Below are 11455 nucleotides of genomic sequence, written 5' to 3'. Positions count from 1 at the left end.
AACGCCTGGTGATTAATGCCGCTGGGCGAGCGCGTCGACCGCCGCCATCTCATCCGGCGTGAGCGCGAAGCCGCCGATGTCGAAGTTGGTGGCGATGCGCTCGGCCGAGGACGACTTCGGGATCACCACGACCTCGTGCTGCACGTGCCAGCGCAGCACGACCCGGGCCGCGTCCACGCCGTGCGCCTCGGCGATCCCGGTCAGCGCCGGATCGCCGAGGTCGGTGGTCTTGAACGGCGAATAGCCTTCGACCACGACACCGAGGTCACGGTGGGCCCGCACGAGACCGGCGTCCCACAGCGTCGGGCCGAACCTGATCTGGTTGACCGCCGGCGTCACCCCGGCCGAGGACGACAGCTCCGAGATGTCGGCGACGTCATAGTTGGACACGCCGATCGCCCGCGCCAGCCCTTTCTCGCGGAGCGCCACGAACCGGTCCCACACCGCGGCCGACCGGCCCCGCGACGGCGGCCAGTGGATCAGCCACAGATCGACCGCGTCGACCCGCAGCGCCCGCAGGCTCTCGGTGAGCGTGGCGTCCTCGCGGCCGGCGTGGTCGGGCGGCAGCTTGGTGGTGATGAAGACCTGGTCACGAGGCACCCCGGAATCGGCGACGGCCCGGCCGACCTCGTCCTCGTTGCCGTACATGGTGGCGGTGTCGAGGTGGCGGTAACCGGCGTCGAGGGCGGTGCGCACCGCCCGGTAGGCCGACTCGCCGCGGATCTGCCAGGTGCCGAAGCCGAGGAGCGGCATCTCGACGGCGCTGCCGTCGGCCGCCTCGGGCAGCGGGAGGGCTGGAATGCTCATACCGTCATCCTTGCCCTCCCGGATGCGGACTATTCAGGTTCCTCGGTGTGGTGGTGCGGCACGGGCGAGCGCAACCGGGTGCCGGCCGGATCGCCGGCCGACGGAGCCGCGGACGGCAGCGCGCTGAGACCGGGCAGGGCGGTGCGCTCCATGGCGGCCCGCTCGGCGAGCGCCCGCTCCAGTCGCGCGCGCGTCTGGTCGTCGTCTTCCACCGGTGACTTCTTGAGTTTCATGGCGTACTCCTCCAAGGCGAGGGTGAAGTGGAAGCGCGTACCTCCGCCGGGGTTGTCGGCGACGCCGATCTCCCCACCGTGGCGCTCCACGATGCGCTTGCAGATGGCCAGGCCCAGCCCGGTGCCGGCATAGCCGGCGCCGGCGTGGGCCCGGTGGAACCGTTCGAACACGGCGGGCTTGTCGGCGTCCGGGATGCCGATGCCCCGATCCGCGATCGTCACCCGCGTCCAGCCCGCGGATGCGGGTGAGGCGGTGATCTCGACCCGGGCGGCGGCGCCCCGCCGCACGTACTTGAGGGCGTTGCCGATCAGGTTGTCGAGAACATGCCGCAACAGCGCCGGGTCGGCCGCGACCATCGGCAGGCCGGCGATCAGTACGTCCGGCCGCTCCCCCGCGGGCAGATGCCCGACGCGGTCCTGGACCACGTCGCGCACCAGGTCGGCGAGGTCGACCGGGACGCAGGCGAGCGGTGCGTCGCGAGCCGTGGTGTAGGCCAGCAGGGTGTCGATCATGGCGCCCATCCGGTCGACCGCCAGCACCGCCCGGGTGAGCCACTCCTGCGGATCGCCGTCCCCGTCGGCAAGCGACTCCGCCACCGCCTCGCAGTGCCCGCGAATCCGGGCGAGCGGCGCCTTGAGGTCGTGCGCGACCACCCCGGCGAACACCGCCAGGTCGTTCTCGTAGCGCCGCAGTTCGGTGATGTCGTGGAAGACCGCGACCGCGCCGCGCTGCCCCGCGCTGGGGTCGAGCGGCCGCCCGTCCACGCTGAGCAGGATGCCCTCGGGCCGGCCGGGGTTACGCACCAACAACTCGACCCCGTCGCTGCTCTCCCCGGCCAGGGCCCGGATCAGCGGCAGCTCGTCCTGCGGGAACGGCGTCCGCCCGTCCGGCCGGTAGAGCCCGTAGTGCTGCTGCCAGTCGCCCGGGTCACCGGGTTCCTCCGGGACGCCGAGCAGTTTTCGGGCGGCCGGGTTGTGCAGCAGGAACTCGCCGTTCTCGTCGATCACGCCGACGCCGTCGCCGATGCTCGTCATCACGGCGCCGAGCAGCCCGGCCTGGCGGCGCAGCTCGGCGGTGGCCGTCCGGACCCGGGCGAGGGCCCGGGCGCGGGCGGTGGCCAGCACGTGCACGAGGCCGGCCACCACCAGCGTGAGCAGGATGCCGCCCAGCAGCACGGTCGTCGGCAGGCTGCTGCGCGCGCCGGGCAGGTTGCGGGAGTCGGCCCGGACGATCAGGGTCCACTCGTCGGTGGCCACCTCGAGCAGGCTCTGCCGTTCCAGGTCGGGACGGCCGGGCACGGAGTAGCGGGCGACCGCGGGCCGGCTGCCGTCGTCGTTGCTGGCGAGCAGCTCCCCGTCGAGCTGGCCCTGGCTGACGGTGGACAGCACGCCGCTGAGGAAGTCCTGGCCACGCAGGCCGAGGACGAGCCAGCCACGGAACGCCGGGTCGGCGGTGCGCGGCCAGATCGGCGCGGCGAAGACGAACGAGTGCTGCTGCCGGTCGGCGGGCAGATGGCGGTCACGGAGCAGGACGTACGTGTCGGAGACGGTGACCGTGCTCATCCGGCGGGCGTCGACGAGTGCCTCGGCCGGCTCGGCGGCCCCGGCCAGGTCGAGCCCGGCGGCCGACCCGTCGTCGCGCAACCCGCGGGTGAAGATCGTGAAGTAGTGCTCGGCGGCACCGGCGACCGGCCGCAGCACGAGACCGTCGGAGCCGCGGGCCCGCCACAACTTCCGCACGGCGGGGACCTGCGCGTCGGTGGCCGGCACGACGTACGCGACGCTGGCCACGCCCTTGAGGCCGGCGCCGTCCAGCGTCGCGGTCGCCGCGTCGAAGTCCTCCCAGGTCATCGCGGAGTCGGTGGTCAGGCCGCCGGCGGTCGCCGCGAGCAGCGAGCGGTAGCGGTCGGTCTCGGCGAGCACGGCCGCCTTCGCCATCGCGGCCCGCTGGTCCATGACCCGTTCAGCGCTCGCCCGCTGGGCGGCGCGCAGGCCGGCGACGGTCAGGCCGGTGGCGATCAGGCCCACGAGGGTCACGACGACGGCGAGTACCGGTCCGGACAGCCATCGTCTCACCAAAGTGAGCGTAATACGCAAAACGCCCCCGTCGGCTGGATCGGCCGACGGGGGCAAAACAACAGATATTACTTCCAGACGTCGTACTTGTAGAGGTCGTACGACGCCATCAGCGCGGTGATCTTCATGTAGTAGTTCGGGTCGGTCGCGTACCCGGCCTTCCACACGTTCCAGATGAACTTGTTGGCGTCCTTGGTGTAGCTGAACGCCGGCTGGTAACGACTGTTCACGCGCAGGAAGTTGCCGTGGTCGCGGAACGAGTGACCCATCGTCGGGTACGTCCGGAAACTCGCCGTGGTCGTGAAGCACTTCCCGGCGGCCGAGCACTCCTGGGTGACGTAGTCGTGGCAACCGCTGGCGAGCGTCCCGAACCGCCCGCTCTGGCACTTGATGCCGAAGTAGTTACGGTCCGCGGTCGACAGGCCGCTCCGGCCCCACCCGGACTCGAGGATCGCCTGCGCGATGGTCACCGAGGCCGGCACGCCGAACTCCCGCCAGCCCTGCTGAGCACCGGTGACCGAGGCGGCCAGGAACTGCTCGGGCGTGATCGCCGGGGTGGTCTTCGGCGGGGTGAGCGACGCGCCCGGGCACAGCTTCAGCGTCGGCGTGACGACATAGGCGTGCGAGATGTAACCGCCGTCGGTGAGCCGATTCCACTGCGTGGTGGTGCGCACCGAGCCGACGACGTTGGAGCCGACGACACCGCACACTCCCTGCACCGTGACGCCGTCACCGACCGCACGCTTCACCGGCGCCGCCGTCGACGGCCCGGTGCGTACGTTCACCGCGCCGTCCGCGCTGTGCACCGTGCCGATCTTGTAGGTGCCCGCCGCCGGCTTCGCTTTTACGGGTTGAGCCTGCGGCGAGGTGCTCACGCAGCGCGGGATCGTCTTGCTGCCGGTGACGTACGCGTGCGCGATGTACGCACCGTCGGACAACCGGTCCCACTGCGTCGAGGTGCGCACCGAGCCGCGGACCGCGGGCCCGGTCACGGCGCACACGATGGTCACCTTCTGGTTGTCGCGCAGGGTGCCGACGACCGTACCGGTGAGAGATGGGCTCTTGCGCATCTTGAGCGGCGCGGAGTTCACGTCGACGGTCGCGGTCACCCCGGCGGCCTGGGCGGCACTCGGCGCCAGCAGCAGACCACCACCGGCCGCGAGCACCAGAAGCGGTGCGGCGAGCAGTCGGCGGGTGTTCAAGCCCATGTGGAGAAGTCCCCTCGTCTTGGTCCGGCCGTTCCGTCCCACGAAGGTCGCGAGGGACCGTTGCGAGCCAAGAGCGATGCCGGTTGCGGCTGAGTTGCCGAGGTCACTCGCCGGGTCTGTCGCGACGCGCGGCAACGGGTGAGACTTGTGTGGCCGCACGCTTGAAACCACCCAGGTTTGGGCAAACGGCTTCCCGTCTTCGTTACCGCTGCCGCAGGAGGACCCACCGATGACGGCCCTGGCGTCCCGCTCCGAGATGGCGCCCACCCTCGCCGCCGACCACAAACGCGGCGGCGCCGGGTACGTTCTCGCCCCGCTCGCCGTCGCGATCCTGGCCGCGGCCGGGGTCGCGGCGCTCTATCGCGTCTTCATCCGCACCACGCTCGGCCAACAGGTCGACACGTCCGCGCTGAACGGCGGCGACGTGCACCACGAGCGGATCGTGGAGGTGCTCAGCCGCACCCTCGACGGCACCACGCTGGTCAGCCTGGTGGCCGTCTGCCTGGCCGCCGCCACCATCGGCCTGCTGCGCAAACGCGTCGACCTGGCGGTCGGCGCGGCGTTCATGGTGCTCGGCGCGAACGGCAGCTGCCAACTGCTGAAAACCCACCTGCCCCGGCCCGACCTCGACGGCACCGGGATGCCCAACTCGTTCCCGAGCGGGCACACCACGGCGGCCGCGTCGGTGGTGGCGGCGCTGATCCTGGTGCTGCCGGTGGCCGTACGCGGCATGGTCGCCATGATCGGCGCCGGCTACGTCACGGTGATCGCGGTCGCGACCGTCTGGGCCGAATGGCACCGCCCGAGCGACACCGTCGCCGCGACGCTGCTGGTGCTCGCCTGGTCGGCGTTCGTGGCGTTCGTCGTCCGCCTGTTCCGGGTCCGTCACCTGGGTGACGCCGAGCGGCCCAGCCGGGTCGGCTTCGGTGTCCTCGCCGTCGTGACCGTGGTGGCCGGCGCCGCCGGGGTGCTCGGCCTGATCGTGGTCGCGATGTCCGAACGGGTCACGCCGGACCTCGTCTCCGGCAAGTTCGCGTTCGTGACCGGCTCGGCCGGGATGGCCGCCGTCGTGGCCGGCGTGTTTCTGATCTGGGTGCGGCTGGCCTCGGGCGACCGTCCGGGAACCGCACCGGCCAAGGGAGGCAACCAGTGACCACCCCATCCGAGAAGCCGGCCAGCACGCCGGTCACCGATAACGCCGCGTCCGTCCCGCCCGGCCCGGCCGGCTCCGTGCCGAGCCTGCCCGCCCAGGCCGCGGGCGGGCCGGCGGTGCCGACCGAGGTCGTCGGCACCTACCCCGACTACGCGATGGCCCAGCAGGCCGTCGACCACCTGTCGGACAACAAGTTCCCGGTCGAGCGCACCGCGATCATCGGCACCGACCTGCGCCTGGTGGAGAACGTGCTGGGCCGCCTCACCACCGGCCGGGCCGCCCTCGCCGGCGCGGCCAGCGGCGCCTGGTTCGGCCTGTTCGTGGGCGTGCTGTTCGGCCTGTTCAGCGACTCCGGCTGGGTCGGCGTCATCCTGGTCTGCCTGCTCATCGGCGGGGCCTGGGGCGCGATCTTCGGTGCGATCGCGCATGCCGCCACGGGCGGCCGGCGCGACTTCGCCTCGCGCAGCTCCATCGTCGCCGGGCAGTACGCCGTGACCGCCGACGGCGAGGTCTCCGACCAGGCCCGGCAGCTGCTCGTCCAGCTCAACTGGCAGGCCTCCGGCGCCCAGTAGCCCCCGCCGCTCAGCCGAAGCGCCCCGGACCAGGCCTGGTCCGGGGCGCTTCGCTCATCGGGGGAGCCGAACGTTCACAGCGTCCCGTTCAGCTGGTCGCGCAGCTTGGTCAGAGCCCGGGTGAGCAGGCGCGACACGTGCATCTGGGAGATGCCGACCTGGTCGGCGATCTGCGACTGGGTCAGGTTGCCGTAGAACCGCAGGGTCAGGATCTTCTGCTCGCGCTCGTCGAGGGCGGCGAGCGCCGGGCCGAGGGCCACCCGGGTCTCGGCCAGCTCGAACTCGTGGTCGTGGCCGCCCAGCGTGTCGCCGAGTTCGGTGGTGCCGTCGGCGGAGATGGGCGTGCTCAGCGAGGTGGCGTTGTAGGCCCGCGCGCCTTCCAGGCCCTCGAGCACCTCCTCCTCGGTGACGCCGAGGTGGCGGGCGATGTCGGGGACGGTCGGCGAGCGGCCCAGCGAGTGGGTGAGCGTCGCGTTCGCCTCGGTGATCGCGAGGCGCAGCTCCTGGAGCCGCCGGGGGACGCGGATCGACCAGGTGCGGTCGCGGAAGTGGCGCTTGATCTCGCCGATGATCGTCGGGATCGCGTAGCCGGCGAAGTCGACACCGCGCTCGGGGTCGAACTTGTCGACGGCCTTGATGAGGCCCACGGTGGCGGTCTGGATCAGGTCGTCGGTGGGCTCGCCGCGGCCGGCGTAACGGTTGGCGAGGTGGCGGGCCAGGGGTAGCCACGCCTCGATCGCGGTGTCCCGCAGGGCCGGGCGGGCGGGGTCACCGGCCGGTACCGCCGCCAGCGCGGTGAGGTGTTCGGAGGCGCTGTCGGCCACCGACCTGGGTTCGGCCTTGGTCTGGATCATGTCGGGTCTCTCCATCAGCGGGCAGAGAGCCGTGCCCGCGCGCGGCGACCGTTCTTGAGTCCACGCTAGCCACAATGCGGAGATGAAACTAGCCGAAAGTATGAGTCACTCACGTCGAACGACCGAGCCGCGCGTAGTCCGGGTGACTTTAGGCAGGATTCAATGTCGGTCTCCCGTGGTAAACAGCGGGAATCACTCTTCAAGAAGCGGACGGGAACTCACAGATGGCCACTCTCGGCATCGACATCGGCGGCTCGGGCGTGAAGGGGGCGCCGGTCGACACCGGCGCCGGTGATCTGCTCGCCGAGCGGGTCCGCGTGCCCACGCCGCAGCCCAGCGACGTGACAAGCGTGGTCGAGGCGGTGGCCGAGGTGGCCGCCTCGTTCGACGGCTTCGACCGGGTCGGCATCACCTTCCCCGGCGTCGTCGTCGACGGCGTGACCCGGACCGCCGCCAACGTCGACAAATCCTGGCTCGACGCGCCCGCGGCGCGGCTGTTCAGCGACCGTCTCGGCAAGCCGGTCACCGTGCTCAACGACGCCGACGCGGCCGGTGCCGCCGAGGTGGCGTTCGGCGCGGGCCGCGACCAGCGCGGCCTGATCATGATGCTGACCTTCGGCACCGGCATCGGCAGCGCGCTGTTCCTCGACGGCGTGCTGATCCCCAACACCGAGTTCGGTCACCTCGAGCTGGACGGCAAGGACGCCGAGGTGCGCGCGTCCGACCGGGCCCGCGAGGTCGACGACATGAGCTGGGAGAAGTGGGCGGGCCGGGTCGAGGCCTACCTCAAGCACGTCGAGATGCTGCTCTCGCCGCGGCTGTTCATCATCGGCGGCGGTGTCAGCAAGAAGTCCGACAAGTTCTTCCCGCTCATCGACATCCGCACCCCGATGGTCGCGGCCACCCTGCTCAACAACGCCGGCATCATCGGCGCGGCGGTCGCGGCCGAGCAGGCCGAGCGCCCGCACCCGGTCGACGTCTCGGCACTCTGAACACAGGAGAACATACGTGCCTCGCACCATCGCGACGAACACCGACGTCGAGCGGGAGCAACTGCTGGAGTTCATCCGGCCCCGCCACCATGCGATCCTGATGACCACCCGCCGGGACGGCCGCCCGCAGGCCTCACCCAACACCTGCGGCGTCGACCCCGAGGGCCGCATCGTGATCTCCACCTACCCCGAGCGGGCCAAGGCGATGAACATCCGCCGCAACCCGCAGGTGTCGGTGTGCGTGCTGTCCGACGACTTCGGCGGCGCGTGGGTGCAGGTCGACGGCACGGCCGAGGTGATCGACCTGCCCGATTCGGTGGAACCCCTGGTCGAATACTTCCGCTGCATCTCCGGCGAGCATCCGGACTGGGACGAATACCGCCAGGCGATGCGGGACCAGGGCAAGTCGCTGATCCGCGTGACGATCGACCGCTGGAGCCCGATCGCCACCGGCGGCTTCCCGGCCCGGCTGGCGGACTGAGGCGCGGACCCGGCTCGGAGTCCGGGAACGGAAAAGGCCGGCGCCCTGAACCAGGACGCCGGCCTACTTGCTCCTGAGAGATCTCAGGCTGCGATCTCCTGCTCGACACCGAGCAGGTAGTGCAGCGTGTCGCGGTGCAGCGCGGCGACCGGCTCGAGCAGGTCGGGGTGGCGCAGCAGCACGGCCGCGTCCAGGTCGCGCTGGTCGGGCTCGAGCAGGCGGCGGAACTCGTTGGGCAGCCCGCCGGTGCGGCGCGGGTGCGGCCGGGGACGCTCGCTCATGCTCGGCGGGATGGCGGCGGCCACCGCGTCGACGCCCCGGCGCGCCAGCCGCGGGTCGGCGAGCAGGCAGGCGGCCCAGCTGACCACGACCTCGTCGACCCAGGTACGCCAGCCCTCCTCCTCGGCCTGGTCGTCGTCCGGCTCGCTGCCCACGCGCCAGTCCAGCACGGCGGAACCGCCCGGGCCGGCGATCGCGACCAGGGCCGCGTCCATCTCGGTGGGGTATCGCAGCCACGCCGCGACCGTGACGGCCTGGCGGGCCTGCAGCTCGGAGAGCGTGTGGGCGATGGTGTCAGGGGTGCCCGCCGGGTAAGCGCGCGACAGCCAGTGGGTGCTGGCGGCGATCACCGGCGAAAGCTCGACGGACGGTCCGGCCACAAGACGCTCCTGAGGTCAGGCGCAGCTCCGGTCGAGCCGCGTCGGAGATAACCTCGGTCGCGGGGACGGCGAACTTGAGCAGGGGTACCGGAGTGGGACCGCTCGGCAACCGACACGCTCCCCGCGCCCCCGCTGGACCCGCCGCGGTGAGGCCGGGGTGACGGATGGGGAGCGTGGTTTTTGCCGGTCGGTAACGTTGCGATGACCGGAGCGGGCGAGCATCGGCGAGTGCGCCGCGGGTGCCGAACTGTCAGATTTCATGGAAAGCGCCGGACCTCGCCTGGCTGAGCCCCGCGGAGCACCATCCGATAGGTTTAGCGCATCGGCTCGCCCGCCGTTTGCGGTGCCTCCTATGCGGAGATGTATGCCCCGACGGTGGTTTCGGTTCGCCGCGCCCGCGCTCGCCTCGCTGACTACGGTGGAGATCATGACCGGTCGTTTTCCTATCGAAGACGTAACTCCGTCCGTGTCCTGTGGCCGTTATCCGGCCAAGGCCGTCGTCGGAGAATTCGTGCCGGTCTCCGCGACGTCCTATCGCGAAGGACACCATGCCCTCGGTGTCAACGTGGTATGGCGCGGCCCCGACGGAGAGACCGAACCGTTCACCCGGATGCGGCCCGGTGAACCGGGTCTCGACAAGTGGCACGGGCTGATCAAGCCCGACCGGGTCGGCCGGTGGACCTTCACCGTGGAGGCGTTCGAGGATCCTTACCGGACGTGGCGCGACGCGGTGGTCAAGAAGATCGGCGCCGGCCAGGGTCTGGAAGATCTGGCGAACGACCTCGCCGAGGGCGCCGACGTGCTCGACCTGGCCACCAAGATCGTGCCGCACGAGGACGAGGAACGGGTCCGCCACGCCGCCTCGGCCCTGCGTGACGAGCAGCAGTCGCTGTTCGCCCGGGTCTCCCCCGCACTCGACCTCGAGGATCTGCTCTGGCAGTTCCCGGTCCGCCTGCAGGTGACCACGACCAGGTCCTACGCGATCTGGGTCGACCGCAAGAAGGCTCTCTACTCGGCGTGGTACGAGTTCTTCCCGCGCTCCGAGGGGGCCGAGATCGGGCCGGACGCGACGCCGATCAAGCACGGCACGTTCGCCACCGCCGCCAAGCGCATCCCGGCCGTCGCGGCGATGGGCTTCGACGTGCTCTACCTGCCCCCGATCCACCCGATCGGCAAGATCAACCGCAAGGGCCGCAACAACACGCTGGTGCCCCGCCCGGCCGACGTGGGCTCGCCCTGGGCGATCGGCTCCGACGAGGGCGGCCACGACGCGATCCACCCGCAGCTGGGCTCGCTCGAGGACTTCCGGCAGTTCCTGCGGGTGGCCGCCGACCACGGCCTCGAGGTGGCGCTGGACCTGGCGTTGCAGGCCGCGCCCGACCACCCGTGGGTCAAGTCGCACCCCGAGTTCTTCACGACCAGGGCCGACGGCACCATCGCGTACGCCGAGAACCCGCCCAAGAAGTACCAGGACATCTATCCCCTGAACTGGGACAACGACTACCGTGCGCTGCGCGACGAGGTCTACCGCGTGGTCCGGCACTGGATCGACAACGGCGTCAAGATCTTCCGGGTCGACAACCCGCACACCAAGGCGCTGAACTTCTGGCAGTGGCTGATCGCCAAGGTCAAGGAGACCGATCCGGACGTGCTGTTCCTGGCCGAGGCGTTCACCCGGCCGGCCATGATGAACGGGCTCGGCAAGATCGGCTTCACCCAGTCGTACACGTACTTCACCTGGCGCACGACGGCCGCGGAGATGCGTGAATACATGGGTCAGCTGCTCGAGTCGATCGACTGGATGCGCCCGAACTTCTGGCCCAACACCCCCGACATCCTGCACGAGGCGCTGCAGCACGGCGGCCCGCCGATGTTCAAGATCCGCGCCGTGCTGGCAAGCATGCTCACCCCGTCCTGGGGCATGTACTCGGGCTACGAGCTCTTCGAGCACGTACCACGCCCCGGCGCCGAGGAGTACATCGACAACGAGAAGTTCGAGCTGAAGCCGCGTGACTGGGCCGAGGCGGAGCGCACCGGGCGCTCCCTCGCCCCGTACATCACCCGGCTCAACCAGGTCCGGGCGAACAATCCCGCCCTGCACTGGCTGCGTAACCTGCGCTTCCACGAGGTCGACAACGGGGCCCTGCTCGTCTTCTCCAAGCGTGACCTCGAGACCGGTAACACCGTTCTGGTCGTCGTCTCCTTCGACTCCAGCAACGTGCAGTGGGGCAACACCACGCTCAACATGCCGGAACTCGGGATGGACTGGCACGAGCGGTTCACGGTGGTCGACCAGATCACCGGAGCAACGTACGAGTGGGGCCAGCACAACGCGGTCCGGATCGACCCCTACGTCGAGCCCGCCCACGTGTTCGTGCTGCAACGCAACTGATTCAAGTTCCAGCGGGTGGGTAGGTGGG

Annotated in this window: 10 protein-coding genes; 5 read left to right on the top strand and 5 right to left on the bottom strand. The window is 70.7% G+C overall.

Annotated elements, in window-relative coordinates:
- Positions 1-12 precede the first annotated feature (12 nt).
- The 3 genes from Afe05nite_RS14765 to gsmA all read right to left on the bottom strand — a co-directional run bounded on the left by Afe05nite_RS14765 (position 13) and on the right by gsmA (position 4324).
- Entirely contained in the window at positions 13-807 is a 795-nt protein-coding gene (locus tag Afe05nite_RS14765; protein ID WP_239117822.1) for an aldo/keto reductase, read from the bottom strand.
- Positions 808-836: 29 nt separating this feature from the next.
- The gene (locus Afe05nite_RS14760; RefSeq protein ID WP_239117821.1) at positions 837-3116 is read right to left on the bottom strand and encodes an ATP-binding protein; all 2280 of its coding nucleotides are present in this window, start codon (positions 3114-3116) and stop codon (positions 837-839) included.
- Positions 3117-3184: 68 nt separating this feature from the next.
- On the bottom strand, positions 3185-4324 hold the full coding sequence (gene gsmA / locus Afe05nite_RS14755) for a sporangiospore maturation cell wall hydrolase GsmA (protein ID WP_203817635.1): 1140 nt from the start codon (positions 4322-4324) through the stop codon (positions 3185-3187).
- A gap of 229 nt (positions 4325-4553) precedes the next feature.
- Between gsmA and Afe05nite_RS14750 the strand changes: the two genes are divergently transcribed.
- Positions 4554-5477 (top strand): phosphatase PAP2 family protein, encoded by a 924-nt coding sequence (locus tag Afe05nite_RS14750; RefSeq protein WP_203817634.1) that lies wholly within the window; start codon positions 4554-4556, stop codon positions 5475-5477.
- The gene (locus Afe05nite_RS14745) at positions 5474-6049 is read left to right on the top strand and encodes a YflT domain-containing protein (RefSeq protein ID WP_203817633.1); all 576 of its coding nucleotides are present in this window, start codon (positions 5474-5476) and stop codon (positions 6047-6049) included. Before Afe05nite_RS14750 ends, Afe05nite_RS14745 begins: the two co-directional genes overlap by 4 nt.
- A gap of 74 nt (positions 6050-6123) precedes the next feature.
- Here the strand turns inward: Afe05nite_RS14745 and Afe05nite_RS14740 are convergent, their stop codons facing one another.
- Positions 6124-6903, bottom strand: coding sequence for an RNA polymerase sigma factor SigF (locus tag Afe05nite_RS14740; RefSeq protein ID WP_239117820.1), 780 nt, complete (start codon positions 6901-6903; stop codon positions 6124-6126).
- Between the two features lie 224 nt (positions 6904-7127).
- Here Afe05nite_RS14740 and ppgK point away from each other — a divergent pair, with 224 nt between their 5' ends.
- Together ppgK and Afe05nite_RS14730 are read left to right on the top strand one after the other, a co-directional pair.
- Positions 7128-7895, top strand: coding sequence for a polyphosphate--glucose phosphotransferase (gene ppgK / locus Afe05nite_RS14735; protein ID WP_203817631.1), 768 nt, complete (start codon positions 7128-7130; stop codon positions 7893-7895).
- 16 nt (positions 7896-7911) lie between these two features.
- Positions 7912-8376, top strand: a complete 465-nt coding sequence (locus tag Afe05nite_RS14730) for a PPOX class F420-dependent oxidoreductase (RefSeq protein ID WP_203817630.1) — start codon at positions 7912-7914, stop codon at positions 8374-8376.
- 83 nt (positions 8377-8459) lie between these two features.
- Here the strand turns inward: Afe05nite_RS14730 and Afe05nite_RS14725 are convergent, their stop codons facing one another.
- Positions 8460-9035: a hypothetical protein gene (locus Afe05nite_RS14725; RefSeq protein WP_203817629.1), complete on the bottom strand. Its 576-nt coding sequence runs from the start codon at positions 9033-9035 to the stop codon at positions 8460-8462.
- A 427-nt stretch (positions 9036-9462) separates the two neighbouring features.
- On the opposite strand from Afe05nite_RS14725, the gene Afe05nite_RS14720 reads away from it, so the two are divergent.
- The gene (locus tag Afe05nite_RS14720) at positions 9463-11427 is read left to right on the top strand and encodes an alpha-1,4-glucan--maltose-1-phosphate maltosyltransferase (protein WP_203817628.1); all 1965 of its coding nucleotides are present in this window, start codon (positions 9463-9465) and stop codon (positions 11425-11427) included.
- Positions 11428-11455: the final 28 nt, after the last annotated feature.

This window comes from Paractinoplanes ferrugineus, from assembly GCF_016862195.1.
Classification (GTDB): Bacteria; Actinomycetota; Actinomycetes; order Mycobacteriales; family Micromonosporaceae; genus Actinoplanes; species Actinoplanes ferrugineus.
The sequence above is the reverse complement of the archived record's forward strand: the minus strand, read 5'-3'. Positions and strand labels throughout refer to the sequence as shown.

What these genes read in the sequence shown, in the direction of transcription:
- Afe05nite_RS14750 (WP_203817634.1), top strand. Translation starts at nt 4,554, where the DNA reads ATGACGGCCCTGGCGTCCCGCTCCGAGATGGCGCCCACCCTCGCCGCC.
- ppgK (WP_203817631.1), top strand. Translation starts at nt 7,128, where the DNA reads ATGGCCACTCTCGGCATCGACATCGGCGGCTCGGGCGTGAAGGGGGCG.
- gsmA (WP_203817635.1), bottom strand. Translation starts at nt 4,324, where the DNA reads ATGGGCTTGAACACCCGCCGACTGCTCGCCGCACCGCTTCTGGTGCTC.
- Afe05nite_RS14740 (WP_239117820.1), bottom strand. Translation starts at nt 6,903, where the DNA reads ATGATCCAGACCAAGGCCGAACCCAGGTCGGTGGCCGACAGCGCCTCC.
- Afe05nite_RS14720 (WP_203817628.1), top strand. Translation starts at nt 9,463, where the DNA reads ATGACCGGTCGTTTTCCTATCGAAGACGTAACTCCGTCCGTGTCCTGT.
- Afe05nite_RS14765 (WP_239117822.1), bottom strand. Translation starts at nt 807, where the DNA reads ATGAGCATTCCAGCCCTCCCGCTGCCCGAGGCGGCCGACGGCAGCGCC.